This window comes from Rhodopirellula sp. UBA1907, assembly GCF_002337565.1.
Lineage (GTDB): Bacteria > Planctomycetota > Planctomycetia > Pirellulales > Pirellulaceae > Rhodopirellula > Rhodopirellula europaea.
This window is the reverse complement of sequence record NZ_DDGH01000081.1, coordinates 2,680-27,160: the sequence shown is the minus strand read 5'-3', so window position 1 is coordinate 27,160 and position 24,481 is coordinate 2,680. Positions and strand designations below refer to the sequence as shown.

Here is a 24,481-nt window from a genome sequence, read left to right as displayed (position 1 = left end):
TTTGTGCCAATTTAGCGTGCTTCCACAGACGTCGATGGATCCCACCTAAGATGCTTGTTGAGTCGAATCGTCGTTCTAGAAAATCAGTCTCTGCGGCGACATATAGCGCAGCTTTCGACTTGCCTGCGAGGAGGGGTGCTGGGTCCCCTCGCAAGGTCTCTTTGCCGCCCATTATATCGGCTTAGTGGTTGGCCACGCCCCAATCAGTGGAACTGCTTCGCTATGCTGGACGCCTGTGCAAATGCAGAACGTGCATCCAGGCGTCGGAGCAAAGACTGATGAGATCGTGGCTGATCAATGAATCGGGGCGACAGCATAGCGATCGAAAGTCCCGCAAACGCAAACGTGTACCGCGTTACCGACGACAGCAGCTTCGGATGGAGATGCTCGAGGATAGGCGGGTGCTTGCAGGGCCAGGGCCAGAAGTCTTGTCAATCGTGCGAGCAGATGCGAATCCGACCAATGCCAATAGAGTCGCATTCACGGTGACATTCGACGAGGCGGTAACCGGTGTCGACGCCACCGACTTCATCGTTGATGCGAACGGCCCCACATTTGCCAGCGTCGAACCGGTTTCCGGATCGGGAGCAGTTTACACGGTGAACGTGGCAACGGGATCGGGCGATGGATCCTTGAGCCTCGACTTAATCGACGACGATTCGATTGTTCGCGTCAGTGGCAATGGCAAGTCACTCAAAGGTAACCAGGATGGATCGTTCACTACCGGTGAAATCTACACGATTGACAAGTCGGCACCGGTCGCCAATAGCATCACATTGATCGGAACACCGACCGCATCGGCAGCGACGATCGAATACAACGTGACATTCAGCGAGTCTGTCAACGGTGTCGACCAGAATGACTTCTCGGTGATTGCTAACGGTGTCAGCGGAGCTGGTGTTAGCTCCGTCAATGGGAATGGGACGTCGTATGTGGTTGAAGTGTCAACGGGCAGCGGTCAGGGCATCGTCCAGTTGGCACTCAACGACAACGACACCATCGTCGACCTTGCGACCAATCCACTTGGTGGTGTCGGTGTGGGGGCGCAGCAGACCGGCCCCGTGCATGCGGTCGAACATTCGCCACCCTCGGTGGTTTCGATGTCGGCTGTGCAATCCAATCCGACCAACGCGAACTTGGTCGATTTCATCGTCGTGTTTAGCGAACCCGTGCAGAGCGTCGGGTTGAATGATTTTACGTTGACGACGGGAGGTGGCATCACTGGCGCGATGCTGACTAACGTTGTCGGCAGCACCGATACGTATACGGTCACCGCATCAACGGGGAATGGCGACGGCACAATTCAACTTGGGATTGCTGATCCTCCAACGATCACGGATACCTCTGGCAGTCCCTTGCCAACAACGAGCCTGACCTCATCACCGGTCACAATTGACAAAACAGCCCCGGCATTTTTCAACATGTCTGCGCTGGACTTGTCACCAACCAATCTTCAGGAAGTGCGTTATCGAATCACATTCGAAGAACCCGTTGTCGGCGTCTCGGTCAACAACTTAGAGCCACGCATTAGTTTCCCCGATCCGAATGATCCCATCTCCGGCGTCTTTGTCGCTAATGTAACGGGGGCGGGTGACACGTATGACGTTTTGCTCAATACAGGGACCGGGACCGGCTCTGTCTCGCTGAGATTGAGTAATGATGGAAACTTTAGTGATCTAGCGGGCAACAGTCCCAATGCGATTAACGGTATTGGCTTGGTTTACCAGATCGACCGCATCGCTCCGACAATCGAATCGGTCGTCTTGGAGGATCCATCGCCCACGAACGCAACGTCACTGAGTTTCTTGGTCACACTCAGCGAGAACGTCACGGCATTTGGCCTGGGCGATATTGCAATCGACCAGACTGGCTTTCCGGATGCGATTGTGTCGTCAACCCAAAGCGTCTCGGGAACCCAGAAGCGAGTCCTGGTGAGTCCCGGGGCAGGTGAAGGTACGATTTCGCTTGACGTGATTCCTCGAAGCACCGCCACCGACTTTGCGGGCAACCAGTTGGTCACACCAGCTAACGACTTTGAAGCCTACGTCGTCGACCGATTAGGTCCGCAGGTCGATTCGATCAGCCTGGTCGGGACATCGAACACCTCCGCCGCCAGCATCGACTTTGACGTCGTCTTTAGCGAGTCGGTCAATAACGTCACCGCAACGGACTTCACCTTGGCCACATCCGGAATCAGCGGTGCGTCGATCACCAACGTCGCGGGCAGCGGAACCGACTACACCGTGACGGTCAGTACAGGATCGTTTGATGGGACGCTCGGTTTGAATGCCGTTACGACAGGCAGTCTTGCCGACAACTTTGGTAACGCGCTCGGCGTCGGATTCTCCGGGCCCGTCGCGACAATCGATCGAACAGCGCCGACCGTCGTTTCGGTATCTTCACCGGTTTCAAATACGAATGCATCATCCATTCAGTACGCGATTACGTTCAGTGAACCAGTCTCGGGTTTTTCGTCCAGCGACTTGACTCTCGTGACCGGCGGCTCGGTGACATCGGCATCGCTCGATCCGGTGCAAGGGAGCGACGCCACCTACACCGTCACGGTGAACACGGGCAGCGGTGACGGCACGATTGGATTAGATGTGATCGCGTCGCCGACGGTTGTGGATGCCGCAGGAAACTCATTGGCCGCAGGATTCAGCGGTGACGTGGTGTCGATCGACATAACGAACCCAACGATCACGACGTTTGCGTCCGCGACAGCGCTGCTGACGAACAATGACAACATCTTGTTCGATGTCGTGTTCTCCGAGCCCATCAATTCGTTCGATGTGAACGACTTGACGCTGACGACCACCGGTTTGGTCGGCGCTTCGATCGCTCAAGTCAGCGGCAGCGGAACGACGTACAGCATACGTGTTGAAACTGGCACTGGCGATGGAACCGCACGTTTGTCGCTTGGGAACGCACCAACCATTTTCGATCCCTCGGGCAACGCTGTCCCGGCAACGGCGACGCAGTCGGAACTGGTTACCATCGACAAAACCGCACCGACAACAATGTCGATCAGCGGCGTGTCACCGGCGGGGGTGACGGTGACCAATGCAACCACCGTTCAATACGAAGTTGTGTTTCCAGAGCAAGTGACAGGCATCACGGCGTCGGCGTTCTACCCGCACACCGATCAAACCGGTAACTTGGGCGGCCTGACGGTTTCCAATGTCAGTGGCAGTGGTGACACCTACACCGTCACCATTGATATCGGTGGTGGACAAGGTCCGTTGTTGCTGGGGATCGATAACCCAGCAGGCCTGATCAAGGACTTGGCAGGCAATTCGATTGCCTACATTCAGGGGTCCGGTACCAACTACATCGTCGACTTGATCGCCCCGGAAGTCGAGTCGATCACGCGTGCTTCCGCATCGCCGACGTCCAGTCAATCGCTTGATTTCAATGTCCTGTTCAACGAATCAGTTTTGAACGTTGATACGGGCGACTTTGAATTGGCGGTGAGCGGCGTCACCGGCGCGATGATTGACTCGGTTTCGGGAACAGGTCCTTCCTATACCGTCACGGTGACGCACACAGGTGGCAACGGAACGCTGGGTCTGAATTACAAAGCTGCGAGTTCCGTCAATGATGCCGCAGGCAATCTGGTAAGCGGTGGAGTCACAACCGGTGAGGTCTACACAATCAGTACGGCGTCGTTCAGCATCGTTGCGACAGATTCAACGAAGAGCGAAGGAGATGTCGGCACCACGCCGTTTACGTTCACGGTCACCCGATCGGACGATACAACGGGAACGGCTTCGGTGGACTATTCCATCGCGGGTTCAGGAGTTAACACCGCTGACGAGGACGATTTTGGTGGAACCTTCCCCAGCGACACTGTGATTTTTGCTGACGGTGAAGCGACAAAAACGATCGCCATTGACGTCACCGGCGATGGAGACGTCGAGGCAGATGAAGGCTTCACCGTCACGCTGAGCAACCCGAGTTCACCAGCGACCATTTCGTCTGGAACCGCTGACGGGACCATCGTGAACGATGATCTGATTCAAACGTTTGCTCCGGTCGTGACGCTGCCATCTTTGGCGGTGACTTTCGTTGAAGGCGATGGACCCTTGCTCGTCGATCCCAGTGCGATAGTTGTCGATTCGGATTCGCCTGATTTTGATGGGGCTGTGTTGACGCTGGAGATCACAAACAATGCCTCGGCCGATGATCAACTGTTGATCAACAACCAAGGAGCCGGCCCTGGGCAGGTCGGCGTTTCGGCGAACGTTATCAGTTATGAAGGCGTTGCGATAGCGACATTTAGTGGGGGTGCGGGGACGACGCCACTGTTAATCTCGTTCGCATCAGGAAGCACGCCAGACGCGGCGCAGGCAGTTCTGCGAAACGCGCAGTACTCTAATGCCTCCGACTCGCCGTCGACTTTACCGCGTTTGATCACGGCGACAATCGTCGATGGAGACGGCAATCAAAGTACTGCAACGTCGGTCGAACTCGCCTTTGATTTTGCGTTTGCAGTGAGCACGACCGAATTCAGCTCCATTCAAGGAGTGGGGCGAGACGCGGCGGGAAACCTGTACGTGGGAGGTCGCTTTACCGGGACCGCAGACGTGGATCCAGGACCATCGGAAGTGCTGTTGACCAGCACGGCCGGTTCGCAGGACGCCTACATTGCCAGTTACACGTCTGCCGGAGTATTGCGTTGGGTCCAGCAGTTTGGCGATACCGGAAGTGATGATGTGCTTGATATCGAGGTGACCGCGTCCGGGAACGTTTTCGCCGTGGGTGCGTTCGCGGGAACCGTCGTTTTTGACTCAGGCGCGGGCAGTGCAAGTTTCGTAGCCGATGGGCCTAGAGACAATTATCTGCTGAGACTCAATAGCGATGGCGGTCTGGTCGCCTCGGGTTCCTTCGGTGGCGACACGTCGGACATTGCATTGGATTCCGATGGCAACCTAGTACTGACCGGCAGCTACACCCGGACAGCGGACATCGATCCTAGTCCGGGGACCTTCTTTCTGCCGGATGCTGGTTCGACTGGCAATGGCAATAGCTTCTATCTGAAGCTGAATCCCAACCTTCATTTCGTTTGGGCGAAATCCATCGAGCAGGTTGGCGGCACTTATCAAGTCGGCGATTGGGGGACTGCCATTGCGACTGATTCATCCGGCAATGTGTATGCGTTGGGAGAATACCGAGCCAATTTTGACTTCGACTTCGGCCCAGAAACTTTTCAGCTCAGCACCTCCAGTGACACCAATCCCGACATTTACTTACTGAAGTTGACGTCGATGGGCGACTTTGTTTGGGCGAATAGTTGGGGAAGCACCGAATTTGACGTTGGGCGTGCTTTGGCGGTCGACAAGAACGACAACATCGTCGTCGCTGGAGCATTCGGCGGTACGAACGTGGGCGGAACCACCGCGTCGACAGACTTCGATCCCGGCCCAGGCACCGATATTCAGACGAGCGTCGGTGTGTACGACATGTTCGTTTCCAAGTTCGATAGCGATGGCGCGTTTCAATGGGCTCGTACCGCTGGCAGCACGGTCAACGAATCAGCGGGAACGATTGCGACCGATTCGCTGGGCAATGTCGTTGCCGGAGTTTCGTTTTACCGAGCGATCGATTTTGATCCGTCGGCGAATGTGTTTGAGATCGATCCAGTGGGTTCGGCTTCCGGATTTTGGGGGCTCTCGCCTGATGGTGATTTCCGGCTCGCATCGCATTTGGCACCGGAAGCATCCAGTGCGTACAACGGGCTGGGGGCATTGAACATTGATCAGAATGACTATCTGCTTGCCGCGGGCTATTTTTCTGGAGGAACGGATTTCGATCCCGGTGGCGGCACGTTCGCCATTCCAGCATCTTCGGACGGAAGCTTTCTCTTGGGCTTGGATGTTGTTGGCCTACCCGCTAACCAGACCGTCAATGTTGTCGCAATCGATCCCGAGTTTGCGATCGCCGCGACGGACGCCAGCAAGAACGAAGGTGATGCTGGCAGTACCGAGTTCACGTTCACTGTGACACGATCAGTTAATACGGAAGGGCCAGCGAATATTGATTACTTCGTCACTGGGTCCGGGGCCAACCAAGCGAACGCGAGTGACTTCGGTGGTAACTTTCCCAGCGGCTCCGTCGAGTTTGCCGACGGTGAGACGCAGCAGGTCATCACGGTCGATGTCAGTGGTGATTTAATGGTCGAAGGCGATGAATACTTCACCGTGGCGCTAAGCAATCCCAGTGTCCCGGCGACGTTCACCACCGCGAGTGCTGACGGCGTGATTCTCAACGACGACTTTGCCGGGTTTGAGATTTCCGAGCCAGGTGAGATGTTTGCATGGTCAGGCTCCGGCGAGACAGGAACGGATCCATTCGGCCTGCCCTTTGTTTCGTCCAACACGACAAGTTTCCCGAGTTGGGGAATGCCCGGATTCGGCACCGGTGTGGCCACCTTCCCGGCCCCCGGGTCGTTCGATGGATTCCGGGTCAGCTTTTCGGGATTACCAAGCGACGTCACGATCAATGAGTCGCACGGTAACACGGTGCTCAATGTTGATCCGTTCTCTGCCAATGATCGTTGGAACAAAGAAGTAACTGGGAATAGCGTCTTGTTCACATCACCCGATCCGGTGACGAAGCGGCTCGATCAAGGTGACAGGATGTTTGTCAGCGTGATCTTCACGGGGGACTTCGACCCGACGGCACTGCAATTTGACGTCGAGTACCTCGACAGCACGAATCCGGTTGGAACCGTCGTCACGGAAGCCGGATCGACGGATACCTTCATGGTTGCATTGACGGCCCAGCCGGAATCAGACGTGGTCGTTGACGTGACCAGCGGAGATGTCGGGGAAGCGACTGTCAATCGATCGACGCTGACCTTCACCAATCAGAATTGGAACGTCGCCCAGACGGTGATCGTCACTGGCATCGACGACGCTCTGATCGATGGCGACCAAAACACAGCCATCACTCTCTCCGTGAACGATCTCGATTCCGACGACCTGTTCGATGCTCTGGCGGATCAATTGGTTGCTGTGACAACCATCGATGACGAAATTGCAACGGTCGTTTCGATCGATGTCGCACCGATGCTGGTTGTCGAAGACGATAGCGAGACCATGGTCTACACGCTCTCGCGAACGGGTGATATGTCGGGAACGCTAACGGTGAATTTTACGACGAGTGGCAGCGCTTCTTCAGCCACGGACTATACGGCAAGCCACACAGGAACCGTCACGTTTGCTGCTGGGTCGGCAACCGCGACCGTCACGATCGACGCGACACCGGATTCGATCCCAGAGGGGAACGAAACGGTTGTCCTAACGATCGATCCGAACAATGACTACGTCGTTGGTTCGCCTGGTTCGGCGACCGGCACGATCCTCGATAATGACGATCCGGGTGTGGGCCAGTTGGTTGGGATCGACCTTGGTGAGAATAACCCGACCGACGATTCGCCAACGAACTGGAACGCGTCGTTCTTGCTTAATTTCAGTCTGAATGACTTGATCGCGGAAGATGGACAGCCAACGGGCATCGATGTCGTTTCTCAGTTCAGCAGCGGTGGCGGGATCGGTAACACGATTCTGAACGCCGCAACGATACCTTCCCACACACAATCACTCTCCAAGATCGATGATGTGTACGTGGGCACGGCCGGCGTTCCTTACGCGGCGACCTTCAGCGGTTTGGTAGCCGGAGCGTCCTACCGAGTGTATGTAGTCGCTCACTCGGGCGTGTTCGGGAACGGCAACACGCAAACGGTCACGATCGCCGGTGAAAGCGGAAGCGAGGTTTCCTTCACTCAAGTATTGACCTCCCAGAATCTTCACGTGAATGGTGAAAAGGGTTCGGATCTCAGGGCACTGGAGTCGTATGCCGAGGTCGTCACCGCGAGTTCCAGCGGAGACATTACAGTCGATGTCACGCCGAATGCTGGCGACAATATCTCGTTAGCGGCGCTCGCGATCCAACAGATCTCAGGTTCAACGGAGCCACTGAGTGTTGCGATTGCTCCTGCTTCGATCTCTGAAAACGGCGGCAGCGCCACTGTCACGATCACTCGCGGTACGGACACGACCAACTCGTTGGACGTTGTGATTACCAACAGTGATCCGTCGGAAGCCTCGTTGCCCCTGACAGCAACGATTCCGGCCGGACAGAACTCGGTCGATATGACTTTAAACGCGCTCAACGACACCGCGGTGGATGGCACACAATCAGTCACCATCACGGCATCAGTCGTCGGGGGGATCGCCGACGGAATGCCGGGTTTGGACGACTCCTTCGGAACGTTCGGCAAAGCCGACACCCAGCTTGACTCGCAGTACCAACCGCCGCACGGAGTCATTGCCTCACTACCCGATGGCAAGATTCTCGCAGCTAGCGAGGCTAGCACGGAATTTGAACTCATTATTCAGCGTTTCAACGCAGACGGCTCGAGCGACACTTCGTTTGGCACCGGCGGCGTCGTTGTTCCAACGGTCGCGTCAGGAACCGCGCCGCTTGATCCAACTGAGCCATTTCCGAAATCGATCGAAGTCGCCCCCGATGGCAAATTCTACATCGGCGGTGTTTTGGCCAACGGAGCAGAGACGCCATTTCTAGCAAGATTCAATCCCGACGGTTCGCTTGATTCGTCATTCGGCGTCGGAGGCATCGCAGACCTAACGAGCGTTGGATTGGTATCCATTGAAGGAATGGACTTAACCGACGATGGAAAACTGCTCGTTGCTCTGAGTTCGAACAACTCAAGCCTGTTTCGAGCCATGCGAATCAACCCCGACGGTCAACTCGATGCTTCATTCGGAACTGCGGGCGTAGCTGGTTTTCCAAATGTGTTTTCCGAAGCCATTGATGTTGCGTCACTTTCAAATGACAACTTTTTGTTGTTGGGTGATGACGGAAGAATGATTCGCGGTGACCAATTTGGCAACGTCGATCCGACGTTCGGAAACGAAGGCGAGGCATTCGTGCCCTTTACCTCGGCGACCAAAGTTTTCACAGACCTCTTGGTTGACCGCGAGGGCAACATCGTCATCGCGGGAACTGCGACAGAGAGCTTTGCGGACGACTTTACTTTGGCTCGATTTAGTTCTGATGGAGTCCTTGATCCATCGTTCGATTCAGATGGATTGGTCACCCTCGACGTCGCCGGTTCGGATGACTTTGCGACGTCTCTGGAAATCGGAATCGATGGAAAACTGTTTGTCGTCGGGTTCACGACGCCCGTCGGAGGAAATCGAGCCGCTGTCGTGCGACTCAATAGCGACGGATCGCTCGATAATACTTTCGATGGCGACGGACGTTTGGTCACCACGCTGGGGAGCAATTCCTCACAACTGACTCTCGCGTCTACGATGACTCCGGATGCCAGTCTGCTCGTACTTGGTGGAAACCTCTCGGACATTCAAATCGCGAAGATTTCTTCTGGAGTCATTCCATTTAGCGGATCATCCAGTGTCGATGTAACGGACGACGATGCTTCGAACTTTGATTTCGGGGACGCGCCGATCGGTTACCCGGTGACACTCGCCGACTCGGGTGCCAGTCACGATGTGACCGCGGGTGGTCCTTTCCTCGGTTTCCTAGCGGACGCAGAACTCGACGGAGTGAATTCTTCAGAAGCCAAGTTTGACGAAGAAAATGGTTCGGATGATGAAGACGGCGTGTTTTTCACTAGCGGCGTCGTCTTCGCCGCCGCTGACGCGACCTTGACCGGGACAGTCGTCGTGGAGCTGCAAAACGCTGACCCGTTATCTAACCGACTCGATGCTTGGATCGATTTCAATCGTGACGGTGACTGGGCGGATCCCGGCGAACAAATCTTTACCAGTTTTGATTTGGGAACAAGTGACGGCGGACAAGTCCTTAGCTTTGCGGTTCCGCAAGACACCGGTGACAACGTTGTCACCGGGAACACGTATGCCAGATTTAGGGTGAGTACCCTTGGTGGACTTGGCGTCACCGGGACCGCGGCCGACGGAGAAGTCGAGGATCACCAGTTAACGATCGTTTCGGCCGCCCCTTTGATTGTCGACACGCTCACCGACGAAAGTGATGGAGATTTCTCGCCCGGTGACCTGTCGTTGCGAGAGGCAATCGAATTGGCCAACTTCAAAGCCGGTGCCGACACAATCGAGTTTGCGCCCGCACTATCTGGCGGCACCATCACGCTGACCGTCGATCAGCTGGAAGTAACCGACGATTTAACGATCTCTGGTCTGGGATCGTCGAGCATGACGATCAATGGCGGCGATTCGTTTCGAGTGTTCCAATCGCTGAACGTTGGTTCGTTTGAACTTCAGGGGCTGACGATCACCGGCGGACGTCCCAGCAATACGGGCAGCCCTAACAGTGGTGCCGCGATCTTTTCATCGGGCGATCTTATGCTCACCGACGTCGTCATCACCGGCAACGTTGCCGGCGGATCACTCGGTGATGGCGGCGGAATAATGCATAGCGACGGTGACTTGACCATCACCGACTCAGTCATCTCCAACAACATGACAACTGCGCCGTCGGCGTTGGGAGGGGGCATCCATTCGCGAGGATCCAACGTCTTGATTCAAGATAGCGTGATCGATGGCAACGCCATGACAGGCGATTTGAGCGTCGGTGCCGGCGTTCTCGTGATCAATGGAAATTTGACGCTGACGCAGAGTACGATCTCAAACAATATGTCGTCGGCCGACAGCGTAACCGGTGGTGGTGTGACGGTCGGTGGCGGCAATCTGACAATTCTCGGGAGTACGATCTCAGGGAACTCCGTCACCGGCTCAGGTGGGGGCGTTGCGTTTGACGGGCTTGGATTCACGGCGACCGTGACAAACTCAACTGTTTCGGGCAATAGTGCGGGCGTTTACGGAGGCGGCATCGCCAACTTCGCCGGTTCGTTCCATCTCGATCACAGCACGGTGACAAACAATTCAGCGCCAGCGGCTAACGGCGGAGGTGTGGCCAGTTTCACCTCCTCTCAGACATCTGCGATCGTGACAACGATCTATTCCAGCATCATTGCAGGTAACAGCAACAGCGATGTGGATCAAATTGTCTTCGCCGGTCCTGCAGCCCCTTTGGATTCGGTATTCAGCGACGGGTTCAATGTCGTCGGAAACGGTAACGCCGTGTCCGACCGATTCACCAGACCATCAGACCAAACCTTTGTCGTCAATCCTGGTTTGAATCCCCTGGCTGACAACGGTGGTCCGACGCTGACGCACGCCGTACTGGCAAGCAGTCCGGCATTGGACGCTGGCGATACGACATCCACTGAAAACTTGGAGCAGCGTGGAACAGGTTTCCCGCGACTGTCTGGATCTAATGTCGACGTTGGTGCCTTTGAAAGAGGCACGACAACGTTGCCACGATTCTCAATCACGGCGACCGAAGCCACGAAGCTGGAAGGTGATTCCGGCCTGACAACGTTTACCTTCACGGTAACGCGAAGCGGTGACACAAGCGGTGCGGCGAGTGTCGACTATCAGGTCTCCGGCAACGGAGTCAACGCGGCAGACGCGAATGACTTCACTGGAGTTTTGCCGGGAGGAACGCTCGCGTTTGACGATGCACAGGAATCCATGCTCATCACGATTGACGTCACAGGTGATGTGCTGGCTGAAGCCGACGAGGGTTTCCGCGTCACGCTAAGCAACGCGAGTGTTTCGTCGACCATCGACGTCGCGACTGCAGACGGGATGATTCTGACCGATGAAACGCCGGGGCTGACCGTCGATATCATCGCCGCTTCTATTTCCGAGAACGGAGGCTCGACGACGGCAACCGTCAGCCGCAATACGGACACGACCGAGGAACTGATCGTGACGATTGCCGCATCCGATACCAGTGAGGTCACTTTGCCGCAAACGGTCACCATCCCTGCAGGCCAAGCGACCTCCGCTCCGTTCGTAATCAACGGAATTGACGATGCCGTTGTTGATGGTACGCAGACGGTCACAATCACCGCATCCACATCCACTGTCAGCAGCCTCGCCCAGCAGTACGTTGACGATTTCTCCGGTCCAACCATTGACTCGTTTTGGAACGTGAGTGCCGGGATCCCCGATTCAACGATCACTCAGGTTGACGGTGCACTACGAATCAACAGCCCTACCGCTCCAAGTACCTTTACTGACAGCAAAGTCGAAAGCGCCACGATCTTCTCGGGTTCGGACTTTGAAGCCAGCGTTGACTTTCGTGTCCCCGAAGGAAACGCGATGGCTTGGCTCACCCTGGGCCGTCGTCCGCAGGGTCAAGGCACATCGCAAACGTATGGTTTGTACTTCTTTGGCGAGAACCATTATCGCGTCTGGCTACACAACGACGAATTCACCGGCCACAAGTTAGTACAGAATCGATTTGGTGACGAACAGACTCAGTGGCACCAGCTGAAATTCACCTACGATGCCGACACGATGACTGCAACCTCCTACATTGATGGCGTTGCAGTCAACACTGAATCAGTGATCATGGATCGTGCCGTTATTCGTCTGAACATGAAGGATGGAAACAATCTTGGTCCGACGCCAGCAACGATTGAGTTCGATAACTTTCAGTTCAGCTACGGGGCAGCCATTGCGTCAGGGAGTGCAACCATCGACGTGACTGATGACGACGTGGCAGAATTGGGACTTTCGATTGCTGACGCTGAGATCTCGGAAAATGGGGGCCAAACCACTGCGACGGTCAGTCGCAACACCGATACGACGAACCCGCTCACGGTGACGATTGCGACGAGTGACAACGGGGAAGCACGTATTCCACTTGCCGTGACAATTCCCGCAGGTCAAAGCGTGTCCGACCCGGTCCCTATCTCCGGTGTAGACGATCGGATTGTGGACGGAACCCAAACCGTCACCATCACGGCGACCGCAACTGGTTACGCGGGCACCGACGGGACTGTTGATGTTACGGACGACGATATGCCACCCTCGGTCATGGTTGATATCATCGACACGCAGCTCTTTGATGGAGACGACGCGAGCAACGTCACATTCACATTCAGTGCTACAACAACCGACTTTAACGTCGGCGACGTGGTCGTGACCAACGGAGCGATTTCAAATTTCGACGGTAGCGGTACGACGTATTCGGCAACATTCACTGCCGTGGATGGATTCGATGGAATCGGCACCGTGTCCGTCAACGCTGGCAGCTATTCGGATGCGTTTGGCAATGCGGGATTAGCTGCCTCGGATTCGGTTGACATTGACACGCTCAATCCCGAGGTGGTCGTGGACATCGTCGATACGGTGCTCAATGAGAATGACAGTACATCCGTCGTCACGTTTACATTCAGCGAAGACGTTAGTGGCTTTGAGGCAGCGGACGTGTCGGTGTCCAACGGAACGTTGTCGGATTTCTCGGGAAGCGGGATGAATTACTCCGCGACCTTCACGGCGGATCCAGCAGTGGACGGCATCGGGACCATCGCCATACCGTCAGGAAGCTTTACGGATACCGCGGGCAACTTTGGTAATGGGAGCTCAGATACCGTCGTGCTGGAGCGGCCGCCTCAAGCTCCCGAGGACATTCTTCTCGATACTGACTCGATCAACGAGAATCTAGACACCTCGGCAGCGGACCTGCTTTTCGCAACCCTGTCAGCCGTGGACGCCGACGAGGATGACACGCACGGTTATGAGCTGGTCTCTGGGGTTGGCGATACTGATAACGGTCGCTTCCTCATCACGGCGGACCGACTGCTCCTCCGACAGAGCGAAGTACTTGATCATGAGACTCAAGCAAGCTACTCCGTCCGTGTGCGTGTCACCGACGGTGCTGGCCTGGTATTCGAGAAGTCGTTGACGCTCGGGGTCAACAACTTGGTGGAGGTCACCAAACAAGACATCACGGTGGGTGACGGCACCGCCCAGCGATCACGCGTGGAATCACTGTCCATCCAATTCGACGCTGAAGTAACGATTGCTCTCGGCGCATTCACCGTTGTCAAACGCGGCCCGGACGGCGGCAATGTGGATGTCGCCTACACCACTCGTCTGGACCAAAACGGCCACACCATCGCCGACCTCACCTTCAGTGGAACTTTCGTCGAATATGGTTCGCTAGTCGACGGAAATTACCAACTCACGATTGATGGAACTAAGATCGAGAACCTGGACGGGTTTGGGGTTGATTCGGACGGTGATGGACTTTCCGACGATCAGCTTCTTCTTGGTGAAGTCTCGACTGACAATTTTTACCGACTATTCGGTGATAAAGATGGTGATCGTGACGTCGATCGCCTTGATTACTTTCGATTCCGGGAAACGTACGGCAAGTCAGAAGGCCAAGAAGGATTCGACAATATATTCAACTTTGATGACGACAGCGATGTTGATCGTCTGGACTACTTCAGATTCAGGGAACGCTACAGTTCCGTTTTAGGCTGGGAATAAGATGTTCAAACTTTTAAATCACCATTGTCCTTCTACGATCGATCGCTGGTTTCTACTCTTGACGTTGTTTGTTACTGGTTGTGTCAGCGCACAAAACGCATCTGCAAGCCTTGTGTTCAGGTTTGATTCCGCCACGTATTCTGTTGCTCCTGGCGGAACTGTTGACATCTCAGTTAGCCTTATACAGACCTCACCGACAACAGTCCTCACTGACGAGGGCTTAATTGCCGGTGGAGTTCGTGTTTTTTTTGATGACCCAACTCCGGCCGATCCGGCAACGGTCCAAAGTATCCCCGATATAACAATCAATCCGGCGTTTGATGATTCATTGCTTGGTGCGGACGTTGACGTGGATGCGAATGTTAGCGCTGGTTTTGAGGACAGCGTGGACGACATACTTTCGCCGATCATTGGAAATGAAATCTTCTTGGGTACATTTGCCTTCACTGCGGGCAACTCACCGCTTGAGACAACACAGCTAAGAGCAACAGACTTTAGTGCCGGTGGTAACAACATAGCGGGCGATTTCACGGTTCTAGATGCATTTATTGCAGACGGCTTTGCCTCCATCACAACGACAGCTACAGCAGTTCCCGAGCCTTCTTCGGCAATAATCTGTTTGCTGGTTGCTGCTGCTCGTCTAACGCGAAAACGGCGTCATGTTGCTTTTGGGATGCCCCCCAAAAGCTAATCCAGCGTAATGAAAATCTAGAGCCGTTTCAGATCGAGGATTTCCATGTGCAAGAAACGACCGCTGTCGTCCGAACACACCATCAACAAGCTGCGTCACGCCAACTCCATGTTGGTGTTCGGCGAGAGCGTTAGTGAAGTACTTCAACCCCTTGAAATTGGCGAAGCTGCGTGGAGTCGTCGCCGCAGCCAGTAACTGTGCTTAGGGAGCGGATAGGTCACGCTGCTTGAGGCACTTTGGGAAAGAACAATCGACTAAAAAAATCACAGCCGATTCAGAGGCTACATTTCGATGCGGAAGAAATTCGCCAAGGGAATTGGCAATTCTTCTATCGCGACGCGTGGGGGTACATTAGCTTCAAGCGAAGTTCGACGAGTCCGAGCGACGTGCTTTGATTGCACAAGGATTCCGGTTTCGATATCGAAATGTGATAGAGACGTTCTCCTCGTCGTTCGCAACGGTCGCCGGCCTATCGCGTTGGATGCGAATCTGCCTTCTGCGAATCTTCACTGAATTCGCATGGAACTCTGTGAGGAACGTTTGCAGCAACTTCATTTTCGATCGTCAGAATCCGCGGGACTTACATCGTCCCCCGTTCTTACCATCGAATTTGGATCACTCTCGTGGCAAAACGATTTCTTTCCCGTCGTTCCAATCAACGCCGTCAGCACCTGCGTGCGGGATTGCAAGCACTCGAATCCCGCCAAATGTTGGCTTCTGATTTCTCGTTGCAACTGCTCCACGCCAGTGATTTGGAAGGCGGTGTGGAGGCGATATCCGACGCACCTCACTTCGCGGCGATTGTCGATAGCTTGGAAACAGAAGCTGCCAATGACGGTCGCGGTTCGTTGCTGGTTTCGGCGGGTGACAATTTCATCGGTGGCCCCTTCTTCAGTGCTTCCGGCGATGGCAGTCTGCGAACTCCGCTGCAAGAAGCCTATCAAGGGTTGCTCGGCGAACCCGGCCTGAACAACATTCGCGAAGACGGTGGCCGCGTCGACATTTCAATCATGAACCTGCTGGAGTTCGACGCGTCGGCTCTGGGGAACCATGAATTCGACTTCGGTACCGACACACTCGGTGGTTTGATTGGCACGGATATTCGCGGCAACACGCCGGGTGATGTGCGTTGGCTAGGGGCACAGTTCCCTTCGCTCAGTGCCAACCTAGACTTCTCTGGCGATCCAAGTTTGGCCGGTTTGTTCACCGCCGATGTTCTGCCCACCACCGATTATCAAGCCGATCTTGGTGATTTGGCCGCAACCGCCGCTGCCCCCAAGATTGCTCCCGCGACGATTGCCGAAGTGAATGGAGAATCGGTCGCGATCGTCGGTGCGACCACTCAGTTGCTGAGCCAGATTTCGTCACCCGGGGCAACGGTTTCCAACGCGGGTGGAACCAACGACATGCAGGCTTTGGCCGATGTCCTGAATCCGATCATTGCGGACATCGCCGATGGCGACGACGACATCGCGGGCAACGCGGATGATGTCAACAAAGTCATCTTGGTTAGCCATCTCCAGCAGATTTCGCTGGAAGAAGAATTGGCTGGATTGCTCAACGGTGTCGACATCATTGTCGCCGGTGGTTCCGACACACTGCTCGCCGATGCGCAAGACACTTTGCGTGCGGGCGATGTAGCCGAAGGAACTTATCCTTTGCAAACGACCAACGCGGACAATGATCCGACGCTGATCGTGAGCACCGACGGCGAATACAGTTATGTCGGGCGTTTGGTCGTGGATTTCGACGCCAATGGCGTTGTGATTCCTTCGATGCTGGACGCTTCGGTTAGCGGAGTCTTCGCAACGGACGAGGCGGGAACATTGGCTGTCACCGGAGCGGCAGACATTGCCACCGCGATTGCTGATAGCAATAAGGCCACCGAAGTCAACAAATTAGTTCAAGCCGTTCGTGGTGTCGTCACTGCCAAAGACGGCGAGATCTTCGGTGCCACCGATGTCTTCCTCGAAGGACGCCGCGCGGAGGTTTGAACTCAAGCAACGAATTTGGGCAACCTGACCGCGGATGCGAACCTCGTGGCTGCTCGTCAGTTCGATTCCACGGTGGCGGTTTCGATCAAAAACGGTGGCGGAATCCGCGCCGCGATCGGTGCGATTGATGGATTGACCGGTGAACAGCTTCCAACCGCGGCGAACCCGGACGCAGGGAAGGAAGCCGGCGAGATTTCTCAACTGGACATCGAGAACGCGTTGCGGTTCGACAACGGTTTGACGGTGATGACCGTCACCGCGATCGAGCTGAAACGATTGATCGAACACGGCGTTGCGGCGACCGATGCGGCCGGCAATGCGACTCCCGGTCAATTCCCGCAAATCGGTGGTGCCAAGTTCAGCTTCGATCCAAACGAACCAGCTTTGGTGTTGGGCGCTTCCGCCAACGTCGTTCAAGAAGGCCAAAGAGTTCGCAGTTTCGCACTTGTCGACGACAACGGTGAGGTCATCGACGTCTTGGTGCAAGACGGCCAATTGATCGGCAATCCAAATCGCGAAATTCGAATCGTGACCTTGGACTTCCTCGCTGGGATCTTCTCGGGCGGTTCACCGATCGGAGGCGATGGCTATCCATTCCCGGCCTACGGTGATTCCCTGACACATCTGGCCTCGGCTGGTTTGTCGGATGGTGCGTCCGATGTCTTTACCACCGGCAAGGAGCAGGATGCGTTGGCCGAATACCTGCTGGCCAACCACAATCCGGACGGCGGAACCGCTCCTTTTCGAGAGAGCGAGACCTCGCCTGTTCAGGATCAACGCATTCAAAACTTGGCGGTCACCAACGACACGATTCTGACGCCGTCCTCGATCGACAGTTTCAAAATCTCCGTCGCCGGCACCTTCGAAACCGGTGTGTTCGACGAATCGGCGGCGGAAATCGTGGCTCATGACCCGCAAACCCAGCGAGTCTTCTTCACGAATTCCGACGCCAACCACATTGGCGTGCTGGACATTGCCGATCCGACCTCTCCCACGGAACTCTCCCCGATCACGTTCCCCAGTGGGACCGGCGGCGTGAACAGCGTCGCGGTTTCCGGCGGCATCGTTGCAGTCGCAGTCGCTGCTCCAACGCACACCGATCCTGGTGGAGTTCTGTTCTTCGACGTCGACGGCAACCTGCTCGGCAGTGTCACCGTTGGGGCTTTGCCCGACTCACTGACGTTTTCACCTGACGGGATGAAAGTGGTCGTTGCTGGTGAAGGCGAACCAGACGATTTAGAAGACCCCACCCCAACCATTGACCCCTTGGGCACGATCAGCGTGATTGACCTGACTCGATTGCGTCAGGACGGCTTCATCACATCCTTCGACGTGACCACGCTCGATTTCACCGCGTTTGATGGACAAGAAGACACGCTACGCTCGCAAGGCGTCCGAATCTTCCCGGGCCGCTCGGCGTCACGCGATTTGGAACCTGAGTACGCCTCCATTTCTCCGGACGGAACGCGAGCGTATGTGACGCTGCAAGAAGCCAACTCCGTTGCGGTCGTGGACTTGGTCCAACCTGAAATTTTGGAAATCCAACCGCTGGGCGTGAAAGACCATTCGCTCCCGGGCAACGGCATCGACCCGAGCGATCGGGACGACTCTGTGGCAATTGCACCGCATCCCGTCTTCGGCCTGTACATGCCCGACGCTATCACCTCATTCGAAGTCGGCGGACAGACTTTTTATGCCACCGCCAATGAAGGCGATTCGCGAGATTTCGACGAAGACCGTATCAAAGACATTGTTCTCGACCCCACCGTTTTCCCCAATGCTGCTGATCTGCAAGAAGACGATGTTTTGGGGCGTCTGACCATTTCGAATATCGATGGCGACACCGATGGTGATGGCGACTATGATCAGCTCTTCACCTTTGGAGCCCGATCGTTCACGATCTTCAACGCATCCGGCGACGTTGTGTTTGATTCAGGCGACCAGTTCGAGCAACTCACGGCTCAGTTGGTTCCTGATCTGTTCAACAGCAGCAATGATGAAAACGAGTTTGATTCGCGCAGCGATGCAAAAGGGCCTGAACCCGAGGCCATCACCACAGGAGTCATCGGCGATCGGATGTATGCCTTCATCGGATTGGAACGTACCGGTGGCGTCTTCGTTTACGACATCACGTCGCCCGCGGAAGCCACCTTCGTTCAGTACATCAACAATCGCGATGCCAACGCGATGAACATTGAAGAAGCTGGCGATCTGGGAGTGGAAGACCTGAAGTTTGTTTCCGCAGCAGACAGTCCCAACGGTCAACCGTTGTTGCTCGCGTCCAACGAAGTCAGTGGCAGCGTCACCGTCTTCCAGCTCGGCCAGTCCGTGTTGGACGTGGAATTGTGTGCTGTCGCGACGCCGAGCCTCGCTGGTTCGACCGAATTGCCCTCTGCGATCACGACCAGCCCCATCGGTGGGACTTATTACGTCGAAGCCTGGGTGCAGGATTTCGACAACCAATTCAATGGCCTGGCCGGCGGACAAATTGACGTTCGCTACAACACCGATGTCGTCGACGCGGTTGGGATTTCCAATGATGACTACGACTTGCTGCCATCGGGAACGATCGACGATTCAGCCGGGCTGATTGACGATCTTGGCGGCGGAACCTTGCAGACCGGGCAAGGCTTGGCACCAACTTGGGTCCGTTTGGGTTACTTCGAAGTGGTTGCCAACGCCGGCGGAACCGCGACTTACACATTGGCACCCGGGGCTCTTCCGTTTGCACGATTTGGCGGAGGAAACCTGGACGCTGGGGCCGTGGATCTGACCGATGTTGAATCCGTTCAACATGTTCAAGCCGCAATGCTCGATTTGGCCGTTGTTCGGGACGACACCGTTCTGGAAGAAGGTGGCCGCGTGAACGAGGTGCCTGAATCGGTCGGCTATGTTCACGAATGGGAAAGCTTCACCACGGAGATCTATCTGACGCCCGAAGCCAACACACAAGCCGTTGACGCGGTTTCGTTTGACCTCTCGTACAACACCTCACTGACGAGTGCTTGGACATTCGAACCCGCCGAGTCGTTCAGATTGGATGGCACGGTGAACGTCGACGATGCCAATGGCTTGGTCAGCAATATCTCGCTGATCGCATCCACGCCGGTCTCGGATGGCGGTCCGATCCTGCTCGGTCGAATTCGTTTTGCACCAACCGCAAACGATGACGCTCCCGTCGATGAGAACAGCAATTTCATCGGTGCGTACGATTTGGAACTGGCGGTCGAAAATGCCACCGTCACATCAGGTAGCATCGTCGGCAGTGCCGGCGTCAGCCAAACCCCTGATACTGGCATGTGGGCGGTCCCTTACGACGCGGACGACAGCGACCAAATTGACTTCGCTGATTTCTCGATCTTCGCCAGCGTCTTTGGCGCGGTTGTCAGCGGAACCAACAGTCTGGCCGCTTGGGCGGACTTCGATGGTTCGGGACAAGTGGACTTCGAAGACCTTGACCTGTTCGATGCCAACCACGGATTGACTTCCGCGGAAAGCGATCAGCTTGGGTTCAGCAACACCTACCCCACGCCGGAATTGGCTGGTCCACCCGTCGCGATCGAATTTGCTTCGGCAGCCGGACAACAGCGTTTGGCGGACTTCGGTCCATTCAGCAATCAACGTGTGCAAACGGACGTCAACAATGACGGCCAAGTCAGTGCGTTGGACGCGTTGTTGGTGATCAATGCGTTGAACCAACCCAATACGCAGATGTCTCGAGCGTTCCTCGATGTGAACGAAGACGGTGCCACAACGGCGGTCGATGCCCTTCGTGTGATCAACGCTCTCAGCAACAACGACGTTGTCGACAATGCAGTCCCATCCAGCGAGCCAAGCGATGAATCAAGTGTCGAAGTGCTCGATGCCGTTCTCGGACAAGTCGAACGTGAGGCTCGCAAGCTGTTGAATGTGGCGCCGCAAGCTTCGCTCGATTACTCCGCGATCAGCCAAGTCGACTTGGACTCAGAAGAGGACCGAGATGAACTGGAAAGCTTGCTCGAATCATTGTCACTCGACCAAGGTCAATTGCGTCTGATGTCGTAGGACTCACGACAATCGATCGCCACCAACGCCAGCGAGGCTCAGCTTCGCTGGCGTTTTTTAGTGGGTGAAGATGTACAGGGAGAATGAATAGAACGGCTGCAGGACTAGTACGTTGCCCCTACAATCAAGCGGGTGAATTTGAAGCCGCTCTCTCTAATGCTTGTCGTTGCAAAAGGAAGTTGTGATGCGTTGGGATCCAATCTCGTTTCTGAAGCCCGTTCAGTTCTTGTTCCTTCTTTTCATATTGCCGAGCGTTGGGCGCTGCGAAGAAATTCCCGAGCCCGACTTCGACCAACCAACGGAATTTGTCGGATCGGTCGTTGATGCGGAGGGGCTCGCGGTTTCAAACGCTCCTGTCGAAGTCCGCTACTACGACGGTATCAACCCCCGGCAAACCGCGCAAACGGAGACCGATCCGGAAGGCAAGTTCCGGTTCCGCGTCAGGATCGGTGAGCTGGTATTCCGTCAAACTCTTTTCCGGACGAGCCATCCGGATGGATCCCAATTGACGTTTCACATGGTTGGACCCGAGCCAATCAAGGAACGTCCATATCCGGTGAAGCTCAAGCTTGAAAAGGCCGCTCGTGCAATCGCACGAGTCATCGACGGGGACGACAAACCCGTCGAGGATGCGAAGGTGCTGTTCATGTTGGCAAACAATTATGGTTTGGATGGAATGCCAACCAAAGTGCCAGGAGAGTACGCGGTCCTGTACCCACCATCGTCGACCATTCAGTCCGTCATCGCTCGGAAGGATAAGCTTGGAGCAGATTACAGAACCTATTCTTTGCCCTATGAGCTTCGAAGCGACAACAACGCGAAGGCACCTGAATTTCCTGAGGATGGTGAGACGCTTCGGCTTGACGGAACTCGTCCCGCGACGTTGAAGGTGGTCACTGGCAGCGGAGAGCCATTGCCCGGCGCCGATGTGTACCCATGGGTGTTAGGGAAGGGACCTGGCGTCGACCGAATCAGTCTTAGCAGCACTGATTCGTTCGTCCAGCAAACGAATGCGAACGGCTTGGTAGCCTTCGATTGGATGCCTCGCTGGCAGACGTCTCCTGTACCGTTAACGGTTTCGCTCGATGGATACGCACAACGACGTGCGATGTATTTGCCGAACTCCAATCACCAAGAGCTTTTGGTGGTCATGAACAAAACCGTTCCGATTCGTGGAACAGTCATTGATGCTGAGGGAAAGCCGGCCTCAGGTATTCGAGTGATCGCTCGAGGAAGCGGCCACGCGCCCGATGGTGGAAGTGGTCAAGATATCTCCGCCGAAGATGGAACCTTTGAAATGTCGGTTCCCGGCGAACAGATCTACTTGCTGACGGTTGAAGATGAGACATGGGTGACCGATGGCGTGCCCACGTTCGCGGTCAACAATGGATCCCCCATCGAAGGCATCGAACTTCAGTTGCGTGAACCGACCGTTGTCTCAGGAACCGTCACTGATGTGAAAACTGGCGATCCAGCCCCTAGAAATCGATTGGTGGTCTATCTCGATGGAACACCGCTGAACGAACTCAAGAACGTCACAATCGCGAATTCAGAAAACTCGAATCGACATGTTCGACCGATGTACTATTTCGTCAGGCAAACCGACGATCAAGGTCGCTATGAGTTGAAACTTGGAAACGGTGACTATCGAATTTCCCCCTCTCCTCCACGCACTCACGTCGAATTTACGGTTGCGGGTGAGGAGTCTTTGACGGTCGACGCCACCGCGGAAGTCATTCGCAAGGTCGAGCTGACAGGCACCGTTCGAAACAAGTCCGATGGAACGCCCATTGCAAATGCCCATCTGGAGGGCGTGCCCACTGAATTTCGAATTCGAGGCTGGCAGGCTCGCACCGGTCCCGATGGGACATTTAGCGTCGAGACCGCGGACAGCTCGTTCTACATCCACGCGAAGAACAGGGGTGGAACCCTCGCATCGATCCTCGTGATTGAAAACACCTCTGACGCGGTCGACATTGAATTGCAGCCGGTTGGGGCAGCTCATGGAGTGCTTCACCAACACGAATCCGATTCGCCGGCTGCGATGGAAGTGTTTCAGTACGCTGTCCCAGTGCAAAACCGAAACTTTAAAACTTCCAAGCCAAGTTTTGGCGGCACCGTCTTAACCGACGCGGAGGGTCGGTTCGTCATTGAAAACTTGGTTCCTGACCAAGAATACAATTTGAAAATCACGGGGAAGGATGGCCGGTCTAGAGGTTCACTCGGCACGCTCGAGTTGGAAGCTGGCGAAAACAGAGATCTTGGCACTTTGAAAATGCCCGCCCCAAACAAACCGAATGTTGCGTCAACACTCGATGAACGCATCGAGCGAGCGATGGCGGTCGAAGGGACGGCTATGGAACGTTTTGGCCGTGCGGTGCCGCGAGTTCAGCGTTCCAAACAAATGCTGCTGATTGCCGTGGGAACCGTGGACGAGCCTCGCCTGCATGACTTCATGCAGTGGCGATACGAGGACAGCGACTATCGCAAGGTTCGAGATGACTACTTGGTCATGGCGATCTCCACCGAAAGCCAAGAACAAAAGGAACAAGCACGCGAGTTGCTGGACGAACTTGGGGTCAAGAACCTGGATCAATCCATTGAGTTTTCATTGGTGCTGGTCAACGCGGACGGCGAGCTTATCGAACATGTATCTGACAAGGACTTCATCGTCGAAGAGCAGCTTTCGAAGTCACACGTGATCGATTGGCTTGACTCGTTCCGTCCGGATCCGATTGACGCTCGAGAGCTACTGAAGACGACATTGGCTCAAGCCAAGAAAGAGAACAAACGTGTCATCGTTCAAGAAACGGCGACTTGGTGCGGGCCGTGCCACATGTTGTCCGACTTCCTCAGCGAACACCGCGATTGGGAAGCGGACTACCTGTGGGTGAAGATGGATCACCGCTACACCGGTGCTCGTGAATTGATGCAAGAACTTCGTGATGGGGCAGAGGGCGGCATTCCATGGTTTGCAATCGTCGATGCGGACGGCAAACGATTAGTAACTTCCAACCGAGAAAATGATGGCAGCAATATTGGCTTCCCATCCAGCGATAGCGGTCAGAAGCATTTGAAGCGCATGTTGATGGAAACAAAGCTGAAGATGACCGAAGATGAGATCACGTCGTTTGTCGAACACTTGAATGACGACGAGTAGAACAGTTGTCCCCAGCTGTTCCGGTGCCAAGTTTGCTTTTGGAACGCATTTCACAAATCGAATGCATTCAAACGCTCTCTTAATCCGTTCGCCTTCGCAACAACTTGCGAACCTCGCCTGTTGAAGAGGTCGTGCAGTTTTTAAGTGCTGTGCTTGCCAGGTTGAAATCACCCTCCTGAACGCAGTTGGGGAGGGTCGGAATGCGAGCGTTCAG

The 24,481-nt window shown here is 55.3% G+C and carries 6 protein-coding genes; all 6 read left to right on the top strand.

All coding sequences use genetic code 11. The features are described 5' to 3' along the window. The first annotated feature begins 383 nt into the window (after positions 1–383). The 6 genes from B2R17_RS17220 to B2R17_RS17195 all read left to right on the top strand — a co-directional run bounded on the left by B2R17_RS17220 (position 384) and on the right by B2R17_RS17195 (position 24,267). Positions 384–14,378 carry an Ig-like domain-containing protein gene (locus B2R17_RS17220; RefSeq protein ID WP_414707353.1) on the top strand — a complete coding sequence of 4,665 codons (13,995 nt, stop codon included), beginning with the start codon at positions 384–386 and terminating at the stop codon, positions 14,376–14,378. A 1-nt stretch (position 14,379) separates the two neighbouring features. After that, on the top strand, positions 14,380–15,069 hold the full coding sequence (locus tag B2R17_RS17215; RefSeq protein WP_286764952.1) for a hypothetical protein: 690 nt from the start codon (positions 14,380–14,382) through the stop codon (positions 15,067–15,069). Positions 15,070–15,114: 45 nt separating this feature from the next. Then, positions 15,115–15,264, top strand: a complete 150-nt coding sequence (locus B2R17_RS17210) for a hypothetical protein (protein WP_286764951.1) — start codon at positions 15,115–15,117, stop codon at positions 15,262–15,264. A gap of 428 nt (positions 15,265–15,692) precedes the next feature. Next, positions 15,693–17,063 carry a hypothetical protein gene (locus B2R17_RS17205; RefSeq protein ID WP_286764950.1) on the top strand — a complete coding sequence of 457 codons (1,371 nt, stop codon included), beginning with the start codon at positions 15,693–15,695 and terminating at the stop codon, positions 17,061–17,063. A gap of 45 nt (positions 17,064–17,108) precedes the next feature. Then, complete coding sequence (locus B2R17_RS17200) at positions 17,109–21,107, top strand: choice-of-anchor I family protein (protein WP_414707351.1); 3,999 nt, start codon at positions 17,109–17,111, stop codon at positions 21,105–21,107. A 184-nt stretch (positions 21,108–21,291) separates the two neighbouring features. Then, entirely contained in the window at positions 21,292–24,267 is a 2,976-nt protein-coding gene (locus tag B2R17_RS17195; protein ID WP_286764948.1) for a thioredoxin, read from the top strand. Positions 24,268–24,481: the final 214 nt, after the last annotated feature.

What these genes read in the sequence shown, in the direction of transcription:
- B2R17_RS17220 (WP_414707353.1), top strand. Translation starts at nt 384, where the DNA reads ATGCTCGAGGATAGGCGGGTGCTTGCAGGGCCAGGGCCAGAAGTCTTG.
- B2R17_RS17195 (WP_286764948.1), top strand. Translation starts at nt 21,292, where the DNA reads ATGCGTTGGGATCCAATCTCGTTTCTGAAGCCCGTTCAGTTCTTGTTC.
- B2R17_RS17215 (WP_286764952.1), top strand. Translation starts at nt 14,380, where the DNA reads ATGTTCAAACTTTTAAATCACCATTGTCCTTCTACGATCGATCGCTGG.
- B2R17_RS17210 (WP_286764951.1), top strand. Translation starts at nt 15,115, where the DNA reads ATGTGCAAGAAACGACCGCTGTCGTCCGAACACACCATCAACAAGCTG.